This window comes from Garicola koreensis (assembly GCF_014195445.1).
GTDB lineage: Bacteria > Actinomycetota > Actinomycetes > Actinomycetales > Micrococcaceae > Nesterenkonia > Nesterenkonia koreensis.
In genome coordinates, this window is the sequence record NZ_JACIBT010000001.1 from 700,829 (window position 1) to 725,640 (window position 24,812).

Below are 24,812 nucleotides of genomic sequence, written 5' to 3' on the forward strand. Positions count from 1 at the left end.
TTATGTGCACACCCCTTGTGGAGGACGACAGCGGCATCAGCGCGCGGAACCAGCGCATCCGCGGCCAGTTCTCCACAGCCGGCGGGGGGCGACAATCCCCAGAAAAATCAGTTCTGCCTCGGCGTGTTGTCCTCCAGCGTCTGTTCTGCTGATTGACGTGGTGCGACGGCGACCTCATGGGTCTTCCCAGATCCAGCCGGTAGAATGAAGAATCAGTAGGGAACCACTGCACCGCTGCTGGTGCGCTGCCCCAGGCGCACTGCGAAAGCACGAGACTGTAGGAGAGAGCAATGGCCTCTGGGATCAGCCCAACAGAGGAGATTCCAACCGACGAGCTTGTGAAGCAGGCTGACGGCGACCTGTATCGCCAACTGTTGGCCCAGCTGAACACCCGCGCCGATGAGAACGGCTCCACCTCTGATATGGACCGGCTGATCGATATGCGTCGCCAGCTCACCGAGTTTCAGCTGCACTATAAGTTCGGCATGGATGAGGTGCTCACCAAGATCAATGTGCTGCGCGAGGAGTTCGAGCACACTCGTGAGTACTCCCCCATTGAGCACGTCAACTACCGGTTGAAGCCCCTGGAGCGGATCCTGGAGAAGGTCCAGCGCTATGGCTCCGACCCCACCCTGGAGGGGATCCGCTCAGCCATCCGTGACATCGCCGGGGTGCGGGTCACCACCAGCTTCGTCTCCGATGCCTACTGGGTGGCCGAGATGCTCTCCTCCCAGCCCGATATTCAGGTGGTGGAGGTCAAAGACTACATCCACTCCCCCAAGCCCAACGGCTACCGAAGCCTGCACCTGATCCTGCAGGTGCCGGTGTTTCTGTCCAACCGGACCGAGTTCGTCTTCGTTGAGGCCCAGATCCGCACTGTCGCCATGGATTTCTGGGCCTCGCTGGAGCACAAGATCTACTACACCTACCAGGGCGAAGTTCCCGAAGACATCCACCACGACCTGCGCGACGCCGCCGACCAGGCCAACGCCCTGGACCAGCAGATGGCCGAAATCCGTGACCGAGTCACCGGTCTGAGCAAACAGGACACCTCCTCCGACCCGGAAAGAAGCGGTCCGACGCCCTCCCAGCGCCCCCCGGCCAGCAGCTGGGAAGAGATCGTCAACCGTTCAGGGCATCCGCTGAACTGAGCCTGCGCGCTGCACCGTCTGGATCCGGGCTGCTCCACATCTGCGCGAAGTGGTGCACCGGACCCTGCCCCGCGCCGACCTGGAGCTGATCAGCCCCGCGCAGCGCCTGGGTCATCCACTCTTTGACGATCCGCAGACTGGATTCCCAGCTGCGCCCCTGGGCCCGCAGCGTGGCCAGGGCCGCGGAGACCGAGCAGCCGGTGCCGTGGGTGTTCTTCGTCCGGATGCGCGGTGAGGAGACGCTCACCGACTGGGGTCGCTGGCCCTGCGCGGTGGGGAAGACCAAGGTGTCGGTGACCCGGTCACCGGCGATCAGGTGCCCACCCTTGGCCAGTATCACCACCTGATGAGCATCGGCGACCAGCTCAGCCTGGGTGATCAGCCCCTGGGGAGTCGCCGCCGGTTCGGCGCCGGCCAGCAGCGCCAGTTCGGGCACATTGGGAGTCAGCAGGTCAGCCCGGTGCAGGAACCCCTGCAGGGCGTCCTCGGCGGCACGCTCCAACAGTCGGTCCCCACTGGTGGCCACCATCACCGGGTCCACCACCAGCACCGGCGCGCGCTTAGAGACGGGTTGGTCGACGCCGGGGCCGAACGTCTCATCCCACCAGGCTGCCACGGTTTCAACGATCTGGGCGTTTCCCAGCATGCCGACCTTCACCGCGTCGACGGCGACGTCGTCCGTGACGGCCTCCAGCTGAGCGCGCAGAAAGTCTGTGGGCGGGGCGTGGATTTCGCGCACCCCCAGGGTGTTCTGGGCCACCAGTGCGGTGATCACCGCCATGCCGTAGCCGCCGTGGGCGGAGAAGCTCTTCAGATCCGCCTGGATGCCAGCACCGCCGGTGGGGTCGGTTCCGGCGATGGAGAGAATGTTCGCAATAGTGCGCTCAGTGGTCACTGCTGTCCCTTCGTACGCATTACCGTCACAGGTTCTTCGGGTCTGTTCTCAGCCTCTGCGATCTGCGCTGAAGCACCCCGTCTTGTGGCTCTACGCTACTGCATCACCGCTGTGCTGCCTCGTTCGACGACGCCGGGTCAGTCCAGGATGCTGTGGGCGCCGTCGCGCCGGTGATCGTCGACGCTGTACAGCTCACCGGACTCATAGTCGACCTCCATCGGCTGCACCGACCCGAAGCTGGACTGCTCGTTCGGCCAGATCTCGGTGCTCCACCCCGCATCCTGCAGCGAGGCGACCTGCTCAGGCGTGTGGCTTGCCTCCAGGTAGAGGGTCTCGCCCTCAGCGCGGAACCGTGGGGACTGCACCGCGGACTCCAGGTCAGCACCCTGCAGCCCCCACTGGGTGAAGACTGTTCCTAGGATGTTGAGGATCTGGTGGCCGCCGGGGCTGCCGATGACCAGTTCAGGACGCCCTTCGGCGTCGAAGACCATCATCGGGTTGGACCAGGTGACAGTGCGGCGGCCGGGTTCGGGCTCATTGGCGGCAGAATCGATGGCGTCGAAGCGTGAGAGGTGATTGTTCACAAAGTAGCCGTCGACGTTCTCTCCTGAGCCCCAGAAGTACATGATGGTGTTGGTCATAGAGATCGCCATGCCGGTCTCGTCGACCACACTGATGTGCGTGGTGTTGGGCGCCTTGGAGTCGCCGGCCACCGGCTGATCAGCAGTGTGGGCGGAGAGGTCGATGTCCGCATTGCGCTGAGCATCAGTCATCTCATCGACCGGAACCTGAATGAAGTTGGGGTCGCCCAGCTCGGTCATCACCGTCTCCTCGGCCACCAGCCAGGCCTGGGAGAGGGTGTCCACATAGTCGGCGGAGCCCGGTGTCATATCTGCGATGCCGTTGGCCTCGGCGATCTGCATCATCTGGATCGTCGGCGCCCCGGGCAGCGAGGGCGGCGGGCCGATCAGCTCCCGCTCACCGAACTGCCCGCGGACCGGGTCGGTGACGATCACCTCGTAGTCCGCTAAGGATTCGGCGTCGACTCCTTCGACGGTCTCGACCAGGCTCTGGGACAGTTCTCCGGTGTAGTAGTCCTCAGCACCGTTGGTCTGCAGAGTCTGCAGGGTCTCAGCCAGCTCCTGCTGCACCAGCTGATCGCCTGCGCCCAACGGTTCCCCGCCGGGCGCGTAGTGATCCAGCTCGGTGACCGCTGCCGGACCGCCGGGCTGGGTCATCCGCAGGGCGAGGAACTCACTGACGCTGAACCCGCCGGCGGCCAGCTGCCTCGCCGGGGCCAGCAGCTGGTCCCACTCCATGGATCCGTGGTCTTCGTGGAGCTTTCCCATGCCGGCGGTGAACCCGGGGATCCCGGTGCCTGATTCGGGGATCTCGCCGTCGTTGTTCACCACCTCCCGGTAGTCGTAGAAGGTCGGTTCACCGTCAGAGCCGGCGACGATGGCTGAGCCTCCGCCTCCGATGCCTGAGGCGAACGGCTCCACCACCGAGACGGCGAAGGCGGTGGCGATCGCGGCGTCGGCTGCGTTGCCACCGTCCGCCAGGATCTGCTCGCCGGCCTCGACCGCTAAGGGGTGTGCCGCGCTGATGCCCTGGCCCTCCAGGGTCGGTTCCGACTCCGAAGCCTCGGAGGTCGCGCTCTGCGAGTCACTCACATCGGGGCTGGGCTCCTCGGGCTGCGCCTGTCCCGGGGCGGCACTCTCGCCCTCCTCAACCGGCTCTGCCGGTGGCGGCGGCTCCTCGAAGATGCCGCAGGAGGACAGGGCCAGCGCGGCCGCGAGGCTCACCGCAGCCAGCTGGGTGGTGCGTGGGGGTGGAGAGGTTCGCATCAGTGATCACGCTCGCTTGGGGTGGCGGGGGTAGGGGCGGATGTACTGCCGGCGGCGGTGCCGCTGCGGGGGTTGGTAGGAGACCTTCAAGAACGAGGGCGGCATGCGCAGCAGCGCCTCCAGCGGGCCATAGCGGAAATTGGCGACCCAGACGGTAGAGTACGCCACGATCGCCACCATCATCACCGTGCTGACCAGCAGGCCCATCGCCGGAGTCTCGGGACCCGGATGCACCAGCAGCGCAATGATGATCAGATGCGCCGCGTAGGCGGTCAGCGGGATCTGCCCCACAGCAATCAGCGGCCGGATCGCTCGTCCGGCGGAGGGCACCAGGCGCAGCAGCACCCCGATGGTCAGCGCCGCGGTGCCGGATGCGCTGATCACCCACAGCGGCATCTGGGAGTGACCGAAGCTGGAGAAGAGCCTGTCCCACTCCACCACGCCCTGGTCCGGGTGGCCGAAGATCGCCAGCAGGATCCGGGAGAGGATGAAGGCACCCAGACTTGCCACTGCGCCGCCGATGATCAGCCGCCGCTGCACGGTGGGGTTTCCCAGCGGCTGCCTGCCGACCCAGACGCCCAGCATGAAGGGGGCTATCCACACCACCAGCGGATAGGGCCCTGAGATCACGACGGCGGTCACCAGCTCCAGCGGGGTGTCGCCGAATCTGGCCGGGTCTATCTGGAAGTTGGTGAGCTGGCGCACCAGGATCCAGATGACCGGGCCCAAGAAGGTGGAGGCCACTGCGGCCCAGAAGAGCCACCGCATAGACAGTCGCACCACGAAGGCCGCCAGGATGAACAGGGCGGCATAGGTGGGCAGGATGACGTTGACGCCGTGATCGAACACCTGAAGCGCCAGACCGATGAGCATCAGCAGCAGACCGCGCCAGAGCAGCGTGGAGCGGCGGCTGACCCGTTTGGTGAACGGACGGCGGGCCAGAAAGGTCACCCCGATGCCGGCCAGCACCACGAAGAGGATCGAGGCCCGGCCATTGAGCGCCCGGATGATCAGCGAGGCCGGACCCTCAGTGGTGTAGGGGCCGACGTTCACCACGATCATGCCGAAGATCGCCAGCGCCCGGGCAACGTCGAGCGCGTGCAGACGCGCGCTCCCCCGGGGCTTCGTTGTGACCATCAGAGGCAGATGGTATCTAATTCATCCCGAGATTCGCTGAACAGGGTGCGCGCTCGGCGGCACTGCTGCAGGTCAGCGCTCACCGGCTGCGTTCCAGCAGGCGCTGGACGCGGGGTTTCACTTCGGTGGCCAGCAGGGTGATCGATTCCATCAGATGCTCATGCGGAAGGCCGCCAAGGTCCATCTGCAGGAAGTGGCGCATGTGACCCAGGTGTCCGTGCAGGTCCACGATGCGCTCCGCAACCTCATCGGGGTCCCCGATGTAGTAGGCGCCGGGGGCATCGGCCTGGGCCAGATAGTCCCGGCGGTCTGGTTCCGGCCACCCGCGGCGCTGGCCCATCTCCACGTTCAGGTTGTACCAGCCGGGGTAGAAGCGTTCGACGGCTTCGGCCTTAGTGGGGGCCACCAGGCCCATGGCGGCGACTGATACTTTTGCCTGGTCCGGCCGGTGGCCGGCCTGGGCGGCTGATTTCCGGTAGAGCTCGGCCAGCGGGGCGAACCGGTGTGGGGCTCCGCCGATGATGCCGTAGGAGACCGGCAGTCCCAGCGTTCCGGCGCGGGCTGAGGAGCCTGGGTTGCCGCCGGTGGCCAACCAGATCGGCAGCGTCCCGGCGACAGGCCGGGGAACCACTGCCAGGTTGTCCAGGTCCGGACGCACCGATCCCGACCAGCTGAAGAACTCGTTTCCCGCTGCGTTGAGCGCCATCAGCAGGTCGAGCTTCTCTGCGTAGAGCCGGTCGTAGTCCTCCAGGCTGTAGCCGAACAGCGGAAACGTCTCCACTGATGAGCCGCGGCCTGCGGTGATCTCCACACGGCCGCCTCCGGAGATCGCGTCAGCGGTGGCGAACTGCTGATAGACCCGTACCGGGTCATCGGTGCTGATGATGCTCGAGGCGCTGCCCAGGGTGATCTGCTTGGTCGCGGCGGCCGCGGCGGCGATCGTGGCACCGGGCGAGGATGCCGGCATGCTGGGAGTGTGGTGCTCGCCGACGCCGAAGTAGTCCAACCCTGCTGCGTCGGCGTGGACGATCGCCTCATGCAGGTTGCTGATCGCCTCAGCGGTGGGCCGTGGACTGCCGTCGGAGTTCAGCGGAGTGTCGCCGAAGCTGTAGGCGCCGATTTCCATAGTGCGTCTCCCATACTCAGAAGTAGTCTCTCAGTTAGATATCGGTAATTGTCAGAGACTTATTCCCCGAGCGGCGTTCCCAGAGTCCGCCTCAGAGGATGACCCAACCCACCAGTCCGGCGGCGATGACCACCGCCCAGGCCGGCGCCCTCCACTTGTTCAGTGCGACGAAGGCCGCAACGGCCACTGCCAGGGCTTCGACGCCGACGTCGATGACCCCGGAGGTGAACACCGGGTCATACAGCGCGGCCGCCAGGATGCCGACCACTGCGGCGTTGAATCCCAACATGGCCCGGCGCGCGGTGGGGCTGCTGCGCAGCGACTCCCAGAAGCGCAGGGACCCCACCACCAGCAGCCCACCGGGAAGGAAGATCGCCAGCACGGCAATCACTGCGCCGACCAATCCCATCAGTGATGCGGGTCCGGCTGCGGCTGCTGCCGCGGGATCTGCACCGCCCGGATATGCTCCCAGGAACCCAGCGAAGGTGAACAGCGGACCCGGTACGGCTTGGGCTGCGCCGTAGCCGGCGAGGAAGACGTCGGCGTCGACCAGCCCGGTCTGCACAGTCTCTGCCTCCAGCAGCGGCAGCACCACGTGGCCGCCGCCGAAGACCAGGGCTCCGGCGCGGTAGAACGTGTCGGCGAGGGAGGCCGCCGTGCTGCCGGTCAGCGCCGCCAACAAGGGCAGAGTCGCCAGCAGCGCGAAGAAGAGCGCCACGCAGGTGATGGCTACCCCTTTGGGGATGGGCACGGTGAAGGCGTCCTCGGGTGCGGGCTGGTCCGTGTCCGGGCGCAGCCACAGCAGGCCGATGAGTCCGGCGGCGGCAATGGCAGCCACCAGCACCAGGGGATGGGGCACCAGCAGCACGACGACGGCGGCGCCGGCGGCGATCGTGGCCCGGGGCGCGTCCGGGGTCATAGTCCGGGCCATCCCCAGCACGGCGTGGGCGACCACGGCGACGGCGGCGGCCTTCAGCCCGTGGACCCAGCCGGCTTCGGAGAGGTCACCGGCCCAGGTGAGGCTGTAGGCGAAGCCCACCAGCAGGATCACCGAGGGCATGGTGAAGGCGAACCAGGCGGCCAGCATGCCGCCGAAACCCGCGCGCTGCAGCCCCAGTGCCATGCCCACCTGCGAGGAGGCGGGACCGGGCAGAAACTGGCACAGGGCGATCAGGTCGGCATAGGCCTTCTCGGTGAGCCATCGGCGGCGCTCGACGAAGGCTTCACGGAAGTAGGCCAGGTGGGCCACGGGACCGCCGAAGCTGGTCAGGCCCAGGCGCAGAAAGATCCAGAAGACCTCCGCGATGGTTCCGGGGCGCTGATCATGGGTGTTCGGCGTCGGGCGGCTCACGATGCACCATCAGACCACGCGCACGTGAACGTTTGGCAAACTGTCCTCGAACCGCATGCCGGCTTGGGTTACATCCGGTGGGCTTGGACCGCCAGGGCGTGACTGACTTGGGGCAGGCTGCTCTGCCGCGCGGCCGAGGCGGTGATCTCCTCCAGCATGGCCGCCGGGCTGAAGTCGCCGCCGAGTTCAGCCAGGTACTCTGCGTGGGCCTCCAACGATTCCACCGCCTGCTGCAGCGGCTTTCCGGAGACGTCGATGAGCTGATCCGGCGCTGGGCTGCCGGGCACCAGCAGCCACTGTGCGCCCCACGGATCCAGGCCCTCCTCGGTGAGCAGGTCGGTGAAGACCCAGGGGTTGTCGGCGTCGCGCATCGCGTCCACTGTGGCCAGGCCCGCCGCCCGGTGGTCAGCGTGATTGAGCCCCCAATCGACCTGCAGCTCCCAGGGCTGGGTGATGACCACATCCGGCCTCGTCCTGCGGATGTGACGGGTGATGTGCTTCCGGGTCTGCAGCGAGGCTTCCAGGGTGCCGTCGGGCAGGTCCAGAATGGTCAGATCCTCCACCCCGACCGCGGCGCAGGCGGCACGCTGCTCGGCTGCCCGCAGCGGGCCGACCTCCTGCGGCGGGCGGCTGCGCATACCCGCCTCCCCGGCCGTGAGCAGCAGATAGGAGACCCGCACGCCCAGCGAGGTCCACCGGGCCACGGCGGCTGAGGCCCCGTACTCCATATCATCGGGGTGAGCGACGACGCACAGCACACGTTCCACATCGGTGTCGTCGAAGAACGGCAGGGTCGGTGAGCTCATGCACTCATCACAGCACGGTTGGCGACTTTGCAGAAGGGCCATCCCGACACCGGCTCGGAATCTGGTCACAACGCCACGCTGATGCTAGCATTATGAAACATGAAGACCCTGTATCTGCGAAATGTGCCTGATGATGTGGCACGGAGACTTCAGCGCCTCGCCGATCACTACGGCGCCTCGGTCAGCAGCGTTGCTGTTCGTGAACTTGCCGAGGTAACTCGTCGGGCTGACAACCCTGCGCTGATGGGCAGACTTCCGGACCTGGACATTGGGGTTCCCGTGATTGTCGAGGCCGTTGAGCAGGAGCGCGCCGAGAGGTGATCGTCCTGGACGCCTCGGCAGCCCTGTCGGCGTTGCTGAACGCCGGATCGGCTCGCGATCACATGACGCGCGAACAGCTGCACGCACCTCATCTCATCGATTCAGAGGTCACCAGTGGCCTGCGCCGACTCGTCAGCACTGGTCGTTTGTCCACCGACAGCGGTTGGGCAACGTTGGATACCTGGCGTCGGCTGGGCATCACTCGGTACGGCACTCATGGCGTCCTTGAACGCGTATGGGAACTTCGGGACAATCTCTCTGCCAACGACGCCGGATACGTCGCGCTTGCCGAAGAGCTCAACTGCGTGCTGGTCACGGCAGATGCGCGGATCAGTCGCGCTCCCGGCATCAGCTGCCCGGTGACGGTGGTGCCCCGCTAGATATTAGGCTGGGAGCCCATGAGTTCTGATTACTTCGCTGGTGACCCGCGATCCAACTATGAGCGGATGATCGCCGGCGACGGCTACATCTCCGATGATCCCCAGATCACCGCCGCCCAAGCCGAGGCGGCCCAGCGCACCGCCGCATTCAACCAGGCCTACCAGACCGATCCCGACGGCAGCCAGACCCTGGCAGCAGACGTCTTCGGCAGCTTCGGTGCCGAGACCCACGTTCGTGCCCCGGTGCAGGCCGACTACGGCTTCCACATCAGCTTGGGTGAGCGGGTGTTCATCAACTGGGGCCTGATCGCCGTCGACGTCGCCCGCATCCGCATCGGCGACGACTGCCAGATCGGCCCGGGTGTGCAGCTGCTCACCGCCACCCACCCGGTGGAGCCCACAGCCCGCCGGGACAAGGTCGAAGGCTCAGCACCCATCACCCTTGAGCAGAACGTGTGGCTCGGCGGGGGTGTGACCATCTGCCCCGGGGTCACCATCGGGAAGAACTCAGTCATCGGTGCCGGGGCCGTGGTCACCAAGGACATCCCCGCCCAGGTGGTCGCGGTGGGAAATCCGGCCCAGGTGATCCGGCAGAACATCTAGCACAGCCACCTCGTCGCATCCCTCAGGCATGATGGGGCTATGACTGAACAGAGCAGGCCGGATGAGCAGAGCAGACCAGAGCAGAGCAAGTGGGTGGAGATCACCACTAAGGACCCTGATCATTCCACCTGGTACATCCAGCGGTTTCGGCGGCTGGCCGCCGAGGGCGCGGATCTGGTCGGTGAGGCCCGGTTCGTCGATGCTATGGCGCCGCGCGGCGCGCGGATCTTGGACGCAGGCTGCGGGCCGGGTCGCCACGGCGGCTACCTCGGACGGCAGGGCCACCATGTGGTCGGCGTGGATGTGGATCCGGTGCTCATTGCTGCCGCTGAGGAGGACTTTCCCGGCCCCACATGGCTTGTGGGGGACCTTGCGGAGCTGGACCTGCCCTCCCGCGGGATCACCGAGGGGTTTGACGTGATCCTCAGCGCCGGCAATGTGATGACCTTCCTCGCGCCCAGCACGCGTCGGGAGGTGCTGCGGCGCATGGCTGCTCACCTCAATGGGACCGGGCGCCTCGCGATCGGCTTCGGCACTGCACGCGGCTACGACGTGGAGGATTTCCTCGACGATGCCCGCGCCGGGGGCCTGGTGGCTGACCTGCTGCTGTCCACCTGGGACCTGCGGCCATTTGATGAGCAGGCAGACTTTCTCGTGGCGGTGCTGCGGCAGGCTCACCCGCACCAGTCCGCTGAGTCAGAGCAGACGTTGAATGCCTGAGCCGTTCTTGACGATCGGGCACTCGACCCGATCGCTGGTCGAGTTCCTCGATCTGCTGGGCAGCAGCGGTGTCGAGCTGATCGTTGATGTTCGGCGTCTTCCGGGATCGAGGCGGTATCCGCACTTCGATCAGGATGCGCTCTGCCGGTCCCTTGCCGAGGCCGAGGTGGGATATCGCCGCGCGGAAGGCCTGGCGGGGCGCCGCCGGGTGAGCAGGACCGTGCCGTTCGAGACAAATGCATGGTGGCAGAACCGCAGCTTCCACAACTATGCCGACCATGCGCTCTCCGATGAGTTCGCCGGTGATCTCGGCCGGCTGCGCGAGTGGGGGCAGGCCCAGCGCGTGGCCCTGATGTGTTCCGAGGCGGTGTGGTGGCGGTGCCACAGGCGGATCATCGCCGATCATCTGCTGGCCCGCAACGAAGCGGTGCAGCACATTCTGGGACCCGGTCAGCTCAGTGCGGCGCAGCTGAGCCCAGGAGCTGTGATCGGCTCCGGCGGTGTGACATACCCTGCCCCCGCCTGAGGATGGTGAGGTGCTAGTCCCCCAGCTGGTACCGATCGATCGCGCGCTGGACGGTGTCCTGCTCGACCTCGTCGCGGTCGGCCAGCAGCGACAGCACTGCCACCACGATGCTCTGCGCATCCACGCCGTAGTACCGCCGCAGCGTGGGGCGAGTATCTGACCGGCCGAAGCCGTCGGTGCCCAACGACGTGTAGTCCTCGGTGACCCAGGGTGCGATCTGATCCGGCACGGCCCGCATGAAGTCGCTGACCGCGACCACGGGCCCGCCCCGCTCACTCAGCGCGCGGCTCACGTAGGGGACGCGCTGCTCTGACCCGGGGTGCAGCCTGTTCGCCTCATCGCAGGCCATCGCCTCCCGGCGCAGCTCGTTCCAGGAGGTCGCCGACCAGAGGTCTGCGGCCACGCCCCACTCCTCGGCCAGCAGCCGCTGCGCCTCAGCAGCCCAGGGCATAGCAACCCCCGATGCCAGGATCTGTGCCCCGGGGCGTGCCCGGTCGCCGTCGCTTGAGCCCTCATCGGCTGCCGGAGCGTCCTGGTAGCGGTAGAGTCCGCGCAGAATCTGCTCATTCAGCTGGGCCGTGTCGGTCTGCGGTTCGGGCGGCTGCGGGTAGGGGTCGTTGTAGAGGGTGAGGTAGTAGAAGACGTCCTCCCCCTGCGGGTGCTGCTCGGTGCTGCCGTACATGCGCTGCAGCCCGTCGCGGACGATGTGGGCGATCTCGAAGCCGAAGGCCGGGTCGTAGTGCACGCAGGCGGGATTGGCCGAGGCCAGCAGTGGCGACTGTCCGTCCTGGTGCTGCAGCCCCTCACCGTTGAGCGAGGTGCGGCCGGCGGTGGCTCCGATGAGGAAGCCGCGGGCCAGCTGGTCGGCCATCGCCCACATCAGCGAGCCGGTGTGCTGGAAGCCGAACATCGAATAGAAGACATAGACCGGGATCATCGGCTCCCCGTGGGTGGCGTAGGAGGAGCCGGCTGCGATGGCCGAGCCCATCGACCCAGCCTCCGTGATGCCCTCGTGCAGCATTTGGCCGCTGGTTGACTCCTGCCAGGACAGCAGCTTGTCCCGGTCGACCGCCTCATAGGTCATCCCCGCCGGCGAGTAGATCTTGGACTTGGGAAACAGGGAGTCCATGCCGAAGGTGCGCGCTTCGTCGGGGATGATCGGCACAAAGCGCTCGCCGATGGACTCGTCCTTCAGCAGTGTCTGCAGAAGTCGCACAAATGCCATCGTCGTGGCGATGGAGTTGGATCCCGACCCGTCCCGCAGGTCCTGGTAGGCGTCGTCGTCGGGCAGCGTCAGCGGTTGTGGGTCCACGCGTCGCCGCGGAAGATAACCGCCCAGCTCCTGCCGGCGCCGGTGCAGGTATTCCATCTCCTCCGAATCGTGGCCGGGGTGATAGTAGGGCGGCAGCTCCTCCTCCAGGGCCTCGTCGGAGATCGGCAGCCGCAGCCGGTCACGGAAGCGCTTCAGCTCGGACTCGCTGAGGCTCTTCATCTGGTGGGTCGCGTTGCGGGCCTCGAAATCAGGGCCCAGCGTCCATCCCTTGACGGTGTGGGCCAGGATGACCGTGGGCTGTCCCACGTGTTCGCGGGCGGCGCGGAAGGCGGCATAGACCTTGCGGTAGTCGTGGCCGCCCCGGGAGAGCAGCTCCAGGTCCTCGTCGGAGAGGTCCTCGACCATGGCCGCCAGCCGGGAGTCGCGGCCGAAGAAGTGCTCGCGGATATAGTCGCCGGATTCCGAGGAGTAGGTCTGAAACTGCCCGTCCGGGGTCGCGTTCATCGCGTCGATGAGCACTCCGTCGTCATCCTCGGCGAAGAGCGGGTCCCAATCGCGACCCCAGACCACCTTGATGACGTTCCATCCGGCACCGCGGAACTGGGCCTCCAGATCCTGGATGATCTTGCCGTTGCCGCGCACCGGCCCGTCGAGCTGCTGCAGGTTGCAGTTGATGACGAAGGTCAGATTGTCCAGGCCCTCACGGCCGGCCAGCTCGATCTGACCGGTCGACTCCGGCTCCGCCATCTCCCCGTCGCCGAGGAAGGCCCACACATGGGAATCACCGGTGTCGGCGATGTCTCGACCACGCAGGTACCGGTTGAAGCGCGCCTGGTAGATCGATGTCAGCGGGCTCAGTCCCATCACCACGCTGGGAAACTCCCAGAAGTCGGGCATCATGCGCGGGTGCGGATAGGAGGGCAGCCCGCCGCCGGGGTGGGAGATCTCCTGGCGGAAGCCGTCCAGCTGCTCCTGACTGAGGTGACCTTCCAGATAGGCCCGGGCGTAGATGCCCGGGGAGGCATGACCCTGAAAGAAGACCTGGTCGCCGGACCGGTTGTTGTCCCGGCCTGCGAAGAAATGGTTGAAGCCGACTTCGTAGAGGCTGGCCGCCGAAGCGTAGGAGGCGATGTGTCCGCCGACCCCGATCTCGGGGCGGTTGGCGCGGGCGACCATCACCGCGGCGTTCCACCGGATGAAGGCACGGATCCGCCGCTCAGTGTGCTCATCACCGGGAAACTGCGGCTCCTGGTCGGGGGCGATGGTGTTGACGTAGTCAGTGCTCGTCGGTCCTGAGACCTCCAACTGGTGGCTGCGGGCACGGGCGAGCAGGCGCATCAGCGTCAGCCGCGCCCGATCGCGGTCCTTCTCAACCAGCCCGTCGAGCGACTCCACCCACTCTTGGGTCTCCTCCGGATCACTGTCGGGCAGATGACCCAGAGCATTAGCACCGACGACGCCGGGTGAGTCTGCGACCCCAGAGTCTGTGATTCCAGAGTCTGTCATCTCAGAGTCTTCGCCAGAGGATCTCTCACTCATCGCTCACTGCCTCCTGTCGCTGCCGTATCCCCGGACACCGTCCAGGCTCTGATGCCGAGCCTAGTCGCCAGGGGTGAAGGACAGAAGGGTCCGCTTCACAGCAGGACTTCTGCCGCCAGCGGCAGGGTAATGAGCGACAGCCCGGTGCTGGCCACCAGAATGGCTGCGGCCAGCCGGCCGTCGCCGTCGTACTCCGAGCTGAACAGGAAGGCGGTCGTGGATGAGGGTGTGGCCGCCATGATGATCAGCGTGCCCGCCCAGACCGGGCCCAGCTGATCGTAGAACAGCAACGTTGCGGCCCAGGTGAGCACCGGCAGCACCAGCAGCTTCACCGTGGTCCCCAGGGCGATCGGGCTGAGGGTCACTCCCCCGCTGCGCACCCCCTCCAGCGCCGGGTGCAGCGCCAGCCCGATGCAGAACAGCGCCAGCGGCACCGCAGTGTCCCCCATCAGGGTGACCGGCTCCTCGATCAGCGGCGGCAGGCTGAAGTCTCCGAAGGCGACCACCAGCGCCACGGCGATGGCGGCGAACATCGGGTTCATCAGCACTCCGCGGCGCAGCACCGGCCAGATGCGGGTGCGCCACAGCGCAGCGACGCTGCGGGAGCGGCCGCCTTCCTCACCGGTGCTCACCACAGTGCGCACCAGCGGGTAGCCGTTCATGTAGAACACGTTGTGCACCACATGCACCAGCCCTGCCGCCAGTCCGGCCTCGGGCCCCAGCACCCCGATGGAGATGGGGATGCCGAAGTAGCCGACGTTGCCGAAGGTCCCCGCCAGCGAGGTCGGCGCAGCACCGGCTCGGGTCGGCCCGCCGATCCCCCGGCACAGGTAGTACAGTCCGATCGACAGCGCCGGGGTCACCGTGAGCACGATCAGCGGCATCGCCCACGGCACGGAGTCGACGGCGGGGGCCTGGGTCATCGCGGAGAACAGGAAGGTCGGCAGCGCGAAGTAGAAGACGAAACCGTTCAGATACGGCGACGCCTCGCGGAAGCGCCGGGCAAAGCCGGCGGCGAACCCCAGCAGGATGATCAGAAACAGCGGCGCGACGACGCTGAGCATCTCAAGCATGCGGGTGCGCCCCTACCAACTGATGGAGGTGCGGCGGCGTGCCCCCAGTCCCGGCAGCGTGAACGCGTCCGGGTGTGGGCCGAGGTGACCGCCCAGCGGATCCCCGCTGCCGCCGTCGTGCATGTGGGCGGTACGAACGGTGTCGTGCTGGGGGTTCAGGATGTCTCTGACCACCAGCACCATGATCCAGATCACCGCGGCCATGTGGGCCACGATGCCCAGACCGTAGGCGGCCTCGATGACGTAGTGGCCCTCCCCGAAGGTCCCACCGGAAGTGATCTTCGCGCTCATCATCCACACTGCGGCCCAGTGGAAGACCTCAGCGGCCTGCCAGATGAGGAACACTCGCAGCCTCGGGTGGGCCAGCACCACCAGCGGGATCAGCCAAATGACGAACTGCGGGGAGTAGACCTTGCCCAGCAGGATGAAGCTGGCCACGATCAAAAAGCACAGCTGAGCCATCCGTGGCCGCTGCGGGGCCGCCCATCCCAGGTAGGCGATGCCTAAGCAGCACAGCAGGAACAGCCCGTTGGAGAGCAGCGAGAACCCTTCCCCGTCCAGCGGCAGCCACTGGAAGGCCAGCCACATGGAGGAGAAGCTGACCTCCCGTTCGGAGGAGAACCGGTAGAAGGTCGACCACTGCTCGAACTGGGTGAGCATGAACGGCAGGTTGACCACCAGCCAGGCCCCCGCCCCAGAGACGACGACGGCGACCAGGGACCGCAGCCGCCCGGCGCGGACGCACAGCACCAGGATCGCACCCAGGAAGAAGAGCGGGTAGAGCTTCATCGCCGCCCCCAGGCCCAGCAGGATGCCGGCCCACACGCTGCGGCCCCGGCCCCACAGCAGGAGCGCGAATCCGCCCAGGAACACTGCCCACATGTCCCAGTTGATGGAGATGGTCAGGATGATGCCCGGAGCCAGGGCCACCAGCAGCGCGTCGCGTCGTCGGGATCCGGCGGTGGACAGTGCGGTGATGATCACCACTGCCAGCCAGCAGGCCACCACGGCCAGATGGTTGAGGTCGTAGAAGGCCAGCACCCGTTCAGCGTCCAACCCCTCACCGGGCACCAGGGCGGCCAGTGCGCCGGCGACCAGGACCAGCAGCACCGGGTACTCCATGACTTGGTCGGGCGCGACGTCGTCGACAAAGGGGAAGAGACCCTCAGCCAGGCCACGTTCGGCGAACAGCAGGGAGACGTCCGAATAGCACATGTGGATGTGCTGGCCAGGGTCGGTCCACCCGTTGACGCGGCACCATTGGACCGCCAGCAGTGAGAGCAGCGCACCCACCACTGTGGCTGCCAGCAGCACGCCCAGCTGCTTGGGGCTCAGGCGCAGGGAGTTTCGAGGGCTCACGCTCACCGGGCTTTCTGGTAGATGTTCTCCGCCGCCCAGGAGGTCTGGGGCTTGGGCAGCTCTTTCAGGCTCTGCCACCCCTGGGCGGCGTTCCATCGCTGGGAAACGCGTTTGACGCTGAACAGGGTGGTGGTGTTGGGGTCAAAGAACATAATATAGATCAGATAGAGGGCGGCCACCGCGATGACGATGGCCTGGACCAGCAGCGTGTCCATCCACTGGGCCACCGAGAGCTGACCGATCATCGGCAGCAGCGTCAGCACGGTCAGCAGCAGGATCACCCCCACCAGGGCACGGCCGCGGTAGACATGGACCACCGCGAACAGCGGAAGGACCCACAGCAGGTACCACGGCTGGATGATGGAGGAGGCCAGCACCACTGCCGTGAGCCCGTAGCCGGCCCACAGCACAGGGTTGCCCAAACGTGGCCACAGCAGCAGCACCCCCAGCACCACTGCGGAGCCGATGCGTGCTGCGGCATAGACCCAGGAGGCGACCGTCTCGGCGTTGACCCCGGAGAGCGCTTCAGCGGCGTGGCCGATTCCCAGCCCGGCCAGCCCGATCGGGGCGCCCTGCAGAATCGCCGAGCCGGCCCCCAACGCTGCGGTGAACCACCCGACCCCCACGCCCAGCAGCCATCCCCCGCCGCCCAGCAGCAGCACCGCGATCAGGGTGGCGAAGGCCCATTCGCGCAGGCGCAGCAGGTAGCTGGAGGTGTCTTTCAGGGTCAGCAGCACCACGAAGGGAAGCACCACCATGGCGATGGGTTTGATCGCCACCGCGCCCACCAGCAGCAGCACCGCCGCCAGTCGCCGCCCTCGTACCGCGTACCAGACTCCGGTCAGGATGAGACCAATCATCAGCGCATCGTTGTGCGCAGCGGGGATGAAGACGATCAGGCTCAGGGGGTTGAGCAGACACAGCCAGAGCGCCCAGCCCGGCTGCGACCCGAAGGTCCGAGCCAGCAGCGGAATGACCACCAGCATCAGCGCAACCCCCAGCACGGCCAGCATGCGGAAGGCCAGAACGGCAACCTCTGGAATACCTTGGGAGAGGAACCAGACTCCCTGGGCGAAGACCAAAAACAGCGGACCGTAGGGTGAGGGGGATTCGGCCCACTGTTCGTCGGCGCCGACGGCGAACCATCCCGGCAGCCCCGAGACGCCGGCCTCGTAGGGGTTCTGTTGAGCGTGCAGCAGCCCGCCCTGAGCCCAGTAGGAGAAGACGTCCTGGGAGAAGATCGGAAAGCACAGCAGCAGCGGGGCGCCCCACATGAACACCGCCCGGCGCATCACCGACACACTGGAGGCGTCCCAGCTGCTCACCCGCTGAGCCAGGCGCAGCCAGGAACGCAGCAGCAGCAGCGCGCCGATCGCCAGCAGCACTGCGCAGGTGACGACGCCACCGGTGGTGGTGCGCAGCGGCACCAGGGCCGGGTTCACCGCAAGCCAGGAACTGGGGGCCATGACCAGGTATCCCACACCCCAGGAGCCGACCATGATCATCAGGGAGGCCAGCAGTCCCTGGCGCAGAGTATGCGAAACCGCCCCTTCGGGCCCACCGATGAGCCACGAGGTGGCCCGGAACCGACCCAGGAACTCACGCAGCGACTCTGCGGCGGCGCTGATGGGGTTGCTGGCAGTCGGCCGGATGGGTTCAGTCACCGGGGGCCTGCCTTGGGCTGTCGTCGTCAGGTGCGGCGTCGTCGTCGCGGTGGGGGGTGTGGTTCTCACCGGTGACCGCATGCAACTGGGAGGTGGACAGCGGCGGCTCTGGTTCGGCAGCCTTGGAGCTCCAGGGCCAGCGCAGGTTCAGCCGGGGCAGCTGCCAACGATTCCACACCACCCAGCGGGTGCTGGGGTCCACCAGGGCCAGCAGAGCGATGCAGGTCCAGGAGACCGTCATCGACAGGGCCGCCATCTGCCCCTCCAGCTCCAGGAACTGATGGAGGGAGAGCTGGTCAGCGGCACCGAAGGCGAGGAAGAACGCGACCGTGAAGGCCACCCATTTGAACTCCCAGTTACGCCGGATCCCAGTGACCGCGAACAGCGGCAGCAGCCACAGCAGGTACCAGGGTTGGATGATCGGCGAGAGCACCACCAGGGCGGTGAAGGCCCACATCAGGCGCCGGACGATGCGCGTGTCGGGGCCGCGGAACATCAGGTAGATCACCACCAGCACACTGAGAATCCGACCGATGAGCCGCACCGTGTCCAAGCTCCAGTAGGTGGGGACCCCGAAGGCGCCCAGAACGGTGGAGAGCCAGCCGTTGACGATGGCCAGCGGGGACCAGAAGGTCGCGCCGGTGCCGGTGCCGGCCATGACCGAGAGCCAGCCGAAGCCGTAGCCCTGTATGAAACCCACGGCCAGCAGCACCGCCCCGGCGATGGCGGCGGTGTAGAACCAGTACTGGAACTTTCGTCCCCACGAGGAGCCGGGCCCGGCCCACAGCAGCGCGATGAAGGGCAGGATCACCATGGTGATGGGTTTGATGCCGATGGAGATCACCACCAGTAAGGTGGCGAGGACTCCCCTGCTGTGGGCGGCTGACCAGATGCCGGCCAGCGCGAAGCCGACCATCAGTGCGTCATTGTGGGCGCTGGAGATGAAGCTGATGATCAGCAGCGGGTTGGCCACGGTGATCCACTGGGCGCGGGCGCCGTCGACCCCGTGCAGCCGGGCGAGTTTGGGGACCCAGTACATGATCATCACCACCCCCGCCACGCACGCCAGGCGGAACAGGAAGATGGCCAGGTCCGGATTGTCTCCGGAGGCGCCCATGACAGCGGCCTCCAGCCAGAGGAACAGGGGCCCATAGGGGGTCTCATCCTGGGCCCAGGCCACGTCGGTTCCCAGGTGGAACCAGTTCTCCAGGGCCGAGACCCCGGTGGTGTAGGGGTCCTCACCAGCCAGCACCAGCCGACCCTGGTTGAGGTAGGCGAAGACGTCGCGGGAGAAGATCGGGACCACCAGCAGCTGCGGTGCCGCCCAGACGGCCGTGGCGATGTTGACCGTGCGCAGGGTCCCCTGCGACCACGGGCCCTCGTTGTCCGGGCCGCGCAGGTGGCGACCCAGCCGCAGCCAGGCGCGGAACATGACCCAGCACCCCAGGGTCAGCACGATGGTGGAGAAGATGACCCCGTCGGCTTCGGTGCGCAGCCGGATCACCCATTCCCAGCGGGCGATGGATGAGATGGAGACCAACCAGCCGACGCCGAAGGAGCCCAGAAGGATCATCAGTGATCCGATCAGGCCCTCGACGATGGGGCCGGTGGCCCGGGTGCGCTGCGTGGTCATTGAGCAGAGTTTACCGGCCCCGGCGACATCTTCCTCAGCCGGGTAGGGTGATTGCGTGACTGATAAGCAGAACTCTGAGACGTCCGACGCTCCGCGGCAGACTCCCGGCGGTGACTGGTCCGGGCGCCTGGTGTGGATCGACTGTGAGATGACGGGGCTCAACCCGGACGCCGATGTGCTGATCGAAGTGGCGGCTCTGGTCACCGATGCGGACCTCAACGTGCTCGGTGAGGGGGTCGACGTCGTGCTCAGGCCCGAGCCGCAGGCGCTGGCGGCCATGTCGACGTTTGTGCGTGAGATGCACACCTCCTCCGGTCTGCTGGCCGAGCTGGATGACGGGCTGGACCTGCGGGCCGCCGAGCAGCGGGTTCTGGAGTATGTGAAGGCCTGGGTGCCCGAGTCTGGGGCGGCTCCGCTGGCCGGCAACTCGGTGCACGCCGATAAGGCATTTCTGCGGCTGGGCATGCCGGCGCTGACCAGACACCTGCACTACCGGCTCATTGACGTCTCCACACTGAAGGAACTGGCCCGGCGCTGGTACCCCGACGTGTTAGATTCCGCCCCGGAGAAGACCGGCAACCACCGAGCCCTGGGAGACATTCAGGACTCGATCGCCGAGCTGCGCCACTACCGGGCCCACATGCTGGCCTGAACGGCTCTGCCCCAGCGCCCTTGCTGCGCTCCCACAACTGCCCCATCTCCGATGGTGACTCCCGGCATGATGAAAGTCGCCCCGGGCCGGGACCTGTGGCAGTGAACGTCTCGATGATCAGTCGCTGGGGAAATGCCCGCGGTTCTTGATGATTTTTCGCAGCTGGTAGTTCAGCGACTCGATCGAGTTGGTGGTGTAGATGATCTTGCGCACCGGCTCGGGGAAGGCCAAGAATGGGACGAACCGTTCCCAGGTGTTCTCCCAGACTGCCACCAACACTGGGTACTTCTGGCCCATCGCGGACTCGGCGAAGTTCAGCAGCTCGGTCTCAGCGGCCCCGACGCTGGGGGCGGTGTAGATCGGTCGCAGAGCCGCAGCCACTGTCTTGCGGTCGGCGTAGGAGATATAGAGCATCGCAGCCCGGATCGGGTGGACCACACAGGTCTGGACCGTCGAGGCCGGCCAGGAGCAGCACGCGGACTTTGACAAAGACGCTTCGGGTGTTTGTCGGTGGGTCGGCGTAAACTGGAAGACATGGCACCTGATACCACAGGTTTGATACGGGACGGTCTCGCGCTCGATGCCGATGAGCGTGCAGTCGTGGCCAACGCTCTGCTCGAAAGCCTCCACGATGCTGCCGATACAGACGAGGTTGACGCAGCGTGGCGCGCTGAGGCCACTCGACGGCTGGCCGAGGTCCGTGCTGGGGCCGTCGAGTTGGTCGATGCTGACGAGCACTACGCCCGGTTGCGTGCCTCGCTGACCGGATGAGCCTGGTCCAGCGGGAGCATCCCGAGGCCGTCGCGGAGTTCGACGCTGCCGTGCGCTGGTACGAAACCCAGGAACCAGGAATCGGCCTGGCGCTGATCGACCGCGCCCAGCAAGCCCGGGACGACATCTCCTACTGGCCCAACGCCGCCCCGCTTTTCACCACCGCTGATGACGGAACCGTGATCCGTAGCAAGGCCATTCGTCGATACCCGTACCGAGTCATCTACACCGTGGAAGCGGATGCGCTCCTGATCCTCGCCTATGCACACGAGCGCCGCAAACCTGGCTATTGGCACCACCGACTGAGCGACCAAGGACACCCATGAGTTTATGAAGTCTGGTATGACTGGTCGCGGAGTTCGACGATGTCTTGGGGTTGTCCTCCCATCAACTCCGCTGCGTGAGCGGTGATCGTGTCGATAGGCCAGTCCCACCATCGGATTCGGAGAAGAGCCTCAATCTCGTCACTGCTGAATCGGGAGCGGATCACCCGGGCAGGGTTGCCAACGACAACCTCGTAGGGGCCGACATCCTTGGAGACCACAGCGTGGGCTCCCACAACTGCCCCATCTCCGATGGTGACTCCAGGCATGATGACTGCTTCTCGGCCGATCCAGACATCATGACCAATAGTGGTATCGCCGCGCTGCTCTATCCCCTGGAACGTCGCGAGCGTGCGAGAAGTCCATTCGCCACCGAACATCGTGAACGGGAATGTTGAGACCCCAACCATCGGGTGTGACCCTCCCGGCATGATGAAAGTCGCCCCGGGGCCTATGGCAGTGAACTTCCCGATGATCAGTCGCTGAGGTCCGAAGAGGTAGTGGACGTTCGCCTGCTCGAAAGGTGGGCGGGTGCCTTCATCGTCGTAATAGCTGTAATCACCGACCTCGATGAGCGGACTGGTGATCTGATTCTTCAGAAAGATCACGTTCCGCAGTTCAGGGCGAGTGGAGGGGTGAAGCTTATTCGGGTCAGGAACGTTCATAGTGGTCCTTCCTCTGGTGTCCGGTTCCGTGAGTGGTCGTCGTTGATCGCTTCGATATTCAGGTGCTGTCCGGCCCATCGTCTGCGCAGCCACCGGTCGTGGGATACGAGCACCACGGCGCCGGGAAAGGTTTCAATGGCGGCCTCCAAGTCGGTCGCCACAAGCAGCGAGAGATGGTTAGTAGGTTCATCGAGGAGCAGCACCTCGGGCGGGTCGGCCAACAAGATAGCCACCATGAGTCGGCGTTGCTGTCCCACACTCAGTGCCCGCAGGGGCCTGTTCTCATCACGGATGGCGAGAAGACCGAAGTCGCGCAGCGGGTGCTCTTCAGCGCGGGCCCGACCGACGGCGTCGATGTAGCAGTCCTGGGCAGTACGACCCGGGCCTTTCTCGTACGGGTCAGGCAGATCGGTGTTCTGGGTAAGGAGTCCGAACCGCAGGTTCTCCTTCCTCTGGATCTGCCCGGCGCTGGGTTCGAGAAGGCCGGCGAGAAGCTGGAGCAGAGTAGATTTGCCCGAGCCGTTGGGTCCTGTGATCAGCCACTTATCACCCTGACCCACAGTGAGGGTGACCGGTGCCAGACGACCGGTCCTCGAAGCGCTGTCTGCTTGAAGAACCGGGCCAGGCGGCTGCTGCGTCGGCGCCCGGTCCGGCCTCGCGGGAATCCCGGCGAACCGAAGCTCTCCTGGTGGCTTGCTGAGCTGGTCGCGCTGAAGGGTCTCCAGCCGGGCTTTTGCATCATTGACCCTGCGAGAGACCGCCCTAGCATTGCGGTCGGCGAAGTATTTCGCGGCAGCACGGACCTCTGTGCGCGGCCGCCACTGCGCATGGCCCACAGTGTGGCTCTCACCGACTGCGGCTTGCAGTCGCCGCAACTGGGCCTGTTCCTCGCGATACTGACGCTGCCAGCGCTGGCGAGCGCCTGCCCGTTCGGCGAGATAGTCGGTGTAGGCGCCGGTGAACCGTGTGATTCCTAGCCCTGATCCGGTGTCATCGTGGTCATCGCTGGAGACGACAGTCTCAGGCGTCGGCGTTGGGTCAAGGTCGACCAGTGAGGTGACAGTTTCGTCCAGGAAGGCCCTGTCATGACTGGCTATCAGTACTGGTCCGTTCCACCCCAGCAGCGTCCGGTGCAGCTGGGCTGTCGCGGCGTCGTCGAGATGGTTTGTTGGTTCGTCGAGCAGAAGGACGTCGGGACCGTGAAGAAGCAGCCAGGCGAGTGAGACTCGTGCTCGTTGACCTCCTGACAGGTCACCAACGGGTGTGCTGTGGCTCAGATTGGCGAGACCGAGCCCAGCGAGCATCGAGGCAATCTTGGAATCGGTCTCCCAAGCATCGAGGCGTTCAGCTTCGGCCAGTGCGGCGGCATATCCTGCTTGCGCCGACGTGCTCTCCGGGGTGGTACCCAGTTTCTCGGCAGACGAAGCTACTGCTTGGGCGGCGGCGCGGGCTGGGGCGACAGCGGTCTCGATGACATGGTGGAGTCTCCCTTCTGGGTCGAACGGGGGCTGTTGGTGCAGCAGGCCTACCGCAGATGCTCCGCGACGAGTCCTGGGGGCGGTCACCGTCCCAGCGTCGGGGGTGAGCAGGTCGGCGGCGATCCTCAGCAGGGTGGACTTTCCAGATCCGTTCTCGCCGATCAGGCCGACCCGTTCCCCGGCGGAGACGGTCAGAGAGACGTCGGTAAGAACCCGTCGGTCGGGATAGCTGAATGAGACACCATCGACACGAAGGTGCGACGGCAAAGCAGAGTGCGACATATATGACCTCGAGGACCAGGGCGGGGTCCTGCGGGGCGCTAGCCTCAGACGCAGGACACGGCAATCGACTCAAGAGATCACACCAATACCATACTCAAGATTCCCCTGGAACGGAACCAGACTATACGGGGACGTCGATGAGGCAGCTCAGTGATCGCTGCGATCGACGATTGGCCCTTGAACTCACTGGGCGCTGCTCGGCGTCGACTCACCGCCAGTGGTGTGGTGTCGGCCACGGTATCGGATGATCTGGCTGAGGACAGCCAGGACCGGCAGCTCAATCAGCGGACCCACCACCAGCGCCACTGCGATCAGCGGCCGGTCGGGAAAGGCCGCCACCGCAATGCCCAAGGCAATGGGCGAGTTTCGGGCCGTAGTTGCCATCGTCAGGGTCACCCGCTGGGGGCCGGGAAGCCGCAGCAGCCAGGCGACGGCAGTAGAGACCACAGGTAGGACCATGAAGAAGATCGCCAGGGGCGGCACCAGCAGCAGAATCTCTAGTCCGTTCTCAGCAACTACCGGGGCCTGCCAGGCGAACATGGCCAGCACCGCCAGGCACAACAACGGGATCACCAGCCGAGACGCCCACTGGTTGAGCTGCTGCTCACGCCACCGTGGTCCCTTGAGACGAACCGCTGCCCAGCGCAGTCCCAATGCCGCCACCAGTGGGGTCAGCAGCATCAGCAGGACCGCTTCGGCAAGAGTGCCGGCATCAACCATGGCCGCCTCACCGCTGAGCAGCAGCACATAGATCGGCAGCAGAACCAGTTGCAGCAGCAGATTGACCGGCATCAGCGCGGCGGCGATTCCGGTGTGACCACGAGCCATGGCGGTGAAGATCAGGTACCAGTCGGTACATGGTGTCACCAGCAGCAACAGCAGTCCGATGCGCAGGTCCGGCTGGTCACCGAGCAGCCCGGATCCCAGTGCCCAGGCCAGGGCAGGGGTAAAGGCATAGTTCAATATCAGGCTGACCATTACCAGGCCCCTAGCCCGGCGGACCTCACCGACATGGGAGGCGTCCATCTGCATGAACACGGCAGTGAGCATCACCAGCAGCGCTGGGATCACTACATACTGACCCACCTCGCCCAGCGGACTGATCAAGCCGATGCCTAGACCGGCCAACGCCGCTGCAGCCACGAAGATACTTTGAAGCCGTTCAACCCACGACATTCAGAGTCCTCCCTGCGCACCAGAACCACCCGACGTTTCGCTCATCGGCTCAACGTTCGAG

Annotated in this window: 23 protein-coding genes and 1 pseudogene; 9 read left to right on the forward strand and 15 right to left on the reverse strand. The window is 65.9% G+C overall.

The window, feature by feature from the left end:
• Positions 1–290: 290 nt before the first annotated feature.
• Positions 291–1,151, forward strand: coding sequence for a GTP pyrophosphokinase (locus FHX47_RS03250; RefSeq protein WP_183357422.1), 861 nt, complete (start codon positions 291–293; stop codon positions 1,149–1,151).
• Here the strand turns inward: FHX47_RS03250 and thiD are convergent.
• The 6 genes from thiD to FHX47_RS03280 all read right to left on the reverse strand — a co-directional run bounded on the left by thiD (position 1,123) and on the right by FHX47_RS03280 (position 8,313).
• Positions 1,123–2,046 (reverse strand): bifunctional hydroxymethylpyrimidine kinase/phosphomethylpyrimidine kinase, encoded by a 924-nt coding sequence (thiD, locus tag FHX47_RS03255; protein WP_183357423.1) that lies wholly within the window; start codon positions 2,044–2,046, stop codon positions 1,123–1,125. The two genes, FHX47_RS03250 and thiD, sit on opposite strands and share 29 nt — an antisense overlap.
• Positions 2,047–2,183: 137 nt before the next feature.
• On the reverse strand, positions 2,184–3,893 hold the full coding sequence (locus FHX47_RS03260) for a gamma-glutamyltransferase (protein WP_183357424.1): 1,710 nt from the start codon (positions 3,891–3,893) through the stop codon (positions 2,184–2,186).
• A 6-nt stretch (positions 3,894–3,899) separates the two neighbouring features.
• Complete coding sequence (locus FHX47_RS03265; RefSeq protein WP_183357425.1) at positions 3,900–5,030, reverse strand: DUF418 domain-containing protein; 1,131 nt, start codon at positions 5,028–5,030, stop codon at positions 3,900–3,902.
• A gap of 79 nt (positions 5,031–5,109) precedes the next feature.
• Positions 5,110–6,156 carry an LLM class flavin-dependent oxidoreductase gene (locus FHX47_RS03270; RefSeq protein WP_183357426.1) on the reverse strand — a complete coding sequence of 349 codons (1,047 nt, stop codon included), beginning with the start codon at positions 6,154–6,156 and terminating at the stop codon, positions 5,110–5,112.
• A gap of 91 nt (positions 6,157–6,247) precedes the next feature.
• On the reverse strand, positions 6,248–7,507 hold the full coding sequence (gene chrA, locus FHX47_RS03275) for a chromate efflux transporter (protein ID WP_183357427.1): 1,260 nt from the start codon (positions 7,505–7,507) through the stop codon (positions 6,248–6,250).
• A gap of 68 nt (positions 7,508–7,575) precedes the next feature.
• Positions 7,576–8,313, reverse strand: a complete 738-nt coding sequence (locus FHX47_RS03280; RefSeq protein WP_183357428.1) for a PIG-L deacetylase family protein — start codon at positions 8,311–8,313, stop codon at positions 7,576–7,578.
• Between the two features lie 99 nt (positions 8,314–8,412).
• On the opposite strand from FHX47_RS03280, the gene FHX47_RS03285 reads away from it, so the two are divergent.
• From FHX47_RS03285 to FHX47_RS03305, 5 genes are read left to right on the forward strand one after another with little or no spacing between them, the layout of a single operon-like run.
• Positions 8,413–8,634, forward strand: coding sequence for an antitoxin (locus FHX47_RS03285; RefSeq protein WP_183357429.1), 222 nt, complete (start codon positions 8,413–8,415; stop codon positions 8,632–8,634).
• Positions 8,631–9,014 carry a PIN domain-containing protein gene (locus FHX47_RS03290; RefSeq protein WP_183357430.1) on the forward strand — a complete coding sequence of 128 codons (384 nt, stop codon included), beginning with the start codon at positions 8,631–8,633 and terminating at the stop codon, positions 9,012–9,014. Before FHX47_RS03285 ends, FHX47_RS03290 begins: the two co-directional genes overlap by 4 nt.
• 18 nt (positions 9,015–9,032) lie before the next feature.
• Positions 9,033–9,617 (forward strand): sugar O-acetyltransferase, encoded by a 585-nt coding sequence (locus FHX47_RS03295; RefSeq protein WP_183357431.1) that lies wholly within the window; start codon positions 9,033–9,035, stop codon positions 9,615–9,617.
• Positions 9,618–9,656: 39 nt separating this feature from the next.
• Positions 9,657–10,337 carry a class I SAM-dependent methyltransferase gene (locus FHX47_RS03300; RefSeq protein WP_183357432.1) on the forward strand — a complete coding sequence of 227 codons (681 nt, stop codon included), beginning with the start codon at positions 9,657–9,659 and terminating at the stop codon, positions 10,335–10,337.
• Positions 10,330–10,863 (forward strand): DUF488 domain-containing protein, encoded by a 534-nt coding sequence (locus tag FHX47_RS03305; protein ID WP_183357433.1) that lies wholly within the window; start codon positions 10,330–10,332, stop codon positions 10,861–10,863. The genes FHX47_RS03300 and FHX47_RS03305 overlap by 8 nt, the downstream gene beginning before the upstream one ends.
• Positions 10,864–10,876: 13 nt before the next feature.
• On the opposite strand, the gene aceE is transcribed toward FHX47_RS03305, so the two are convergent.
• From aceE to mptB (FHX47_RS03330), 5 genes are all read right to left on the reverse strand, one after another.
• A complete protein-coding gene (gene aceE, locus FHX47_RS03310) occupies positions 10,877–13,675 on the reverse strand; it encodes a pyruvate dehydrogenase (acetyl-transferring), homodimeric type (protein ID WP_221205966.1) in 2,799 nt (932 codons plus the stop codon).
• Between the two features lie 95 nt (positions 13,676–13,770).
• Complete coding sequence (locus FHX47_RS03315) at positions 13,771–14,748, reverse strand: AEC family transporter (RefSeq protein WP_183357434.1); 978 nt, start codon at positions 14,746–14,748, stop codon at positions 13,771–13,773.
• Positions 14,749–14,760: 12 nt separating this feature from the next.
• A complete protein-coding gene (locus FHX47_RS03320) occupies positions 14,761–16,107 on the reverse strand; it encodes a glycosyltransferase family 87 protein (RefSeq protein WP_343064281.1) in 1,347 nt (448 codons plus the stop codon).
• 2 nt (positions 16,108–16,109) lie between these two features.
• The gene (gene mptB / locus FHX47_RS03325; protein WP_183357436.1) at positions 16,110–17,771 is read right to left on the reverse strand and encodes a polyprenol phosphomannose-dependent alpha 1,6 mannosyltransferase MptB; all 1,662 of its coding nucleotides are present in this window, start codon (positions 17,769–17,771) and stop codon (positions 16,110–16,112) included.
• On the reverse strand, positions 17,764–19,404 hold the full coding sequence (mptB, locus tag FHX47_RS03330) for a polyprenol phosphomannose-dependent alpha 1,6 mannosyltransferase MptB (RefSeq protein WP_183357437.1): 1,641 nt from the start codon (positions 19,402–19,404) through the stop codon (positions 17,764–17,766). The genes mptB (FHX47_RS03325) and mptB (FHX47_RS03330) overlap by 8 nt, the downstream gene beginning before the upstream one ends.
• A gap of 55 nt (positions 19,405–19,459) precedes the next feature.
• On the opposite strand from mptB (FHX47_RS03330), the gene orn reads away from it, so the two are divergent.
• Positions 19,460–20,056: an oligoribonuclease gene (orn, locus tag FHX47_RS03335; protein ID WP_425484886.1), complete on the forward strand. Its 597-nt coding sequence runs from the start codon at positions 19,460–19,462 to the stop codon at positions 20,054–20,056.
• Positions 20,057–20,176: 120 nt separating this feature from the next.
• On the opposite strand, the pseudogene FHX47_RS03340 reads toward orn, so the two are convergent.
• Positions 20,177–20,524, reverse strand: a pseudogene (locus FHX47_RS03340) (transposase); the annotation flags it as partial.
• A gap of 66 nt (positions 20,525–20,590) precedes the next feature.
• Here FHX47_RS03340 and FHX47_RS03345 point away from each other — a divergent pair.
• Positions 20,591–20,827, forward strand: coding sequence for an addiction module protein (locus FHX47_RS03345; RefSeq protein WP_183357438.1), 237 nt, complete (start codon positions 20,591–20,593; stop codon positions 20,825–20,827).
• Positions 20,824–21,153: a type II toxin-antitoxin system RelE/ParE family toxin gene (locus FHX47_RS03350; protein WP_183357439.1), complete on the forward strand. Its 330-nt coding sequence runs from the start codon at positions 20,824–20,826 to the stop codon at positions 21,151–21,153. The genes FHX47_RS03345 and FHX47_RS03350 overlap by 4 nt, the downstream gene beginning before the upstream one ends.
• Positions 21,154–21,155: 2 nt before the next feature.
• Here the strand turns inward: FHX47_RS03350 and FHX47_RS10935 are convergent, their stop codons facing one another.
• The 3 genes from FHX47_RS10935 to FHX47_RS03365 form a co-directional block, all read right to left on the reverse strand.
• The gene (locus tag FHX47_RS10935) at positions 21,156–21,815 is read right to left on the reverse strand and encodes a CatB-related O-acetyltransferase (protein WP_183357440.1); all 660 of its coding nucleotides are present in this window, start codon (positions 21,813–21,815) and stop codon (positions 21,156–21,158) included.
• Entirely contained in the window at positions 21,812–23,575 is a 1,764-nt protein-coding gene (locus tag FHX47_RS03360; RefSeq protein ID WP_183357441.1) for an ABC-F family ATP-binding cassette domain-containing protein, read from the reverse strand. Before FHX47_RS03360 ends, FHX47_RS10935 begins: the two co-directional genes overlap by 4 nt.
• Positions 23,576–23,758: 183 nt before the next feature.
• Positions 23,759–24,751 carry an arsenic resistance protein gene (locus tag FHX47_RS03365; protein WP_183357442.1) on the reverse strand — a complete coding sequence of 331 codons (993 nt, stop codon included), beginning with the start codon at positions 24,749–24,751 and terminating at the stop codon, positions 23,759–23,761.
• Positions 24,752–24,812 lie beyond the last annotated feature (61 nt).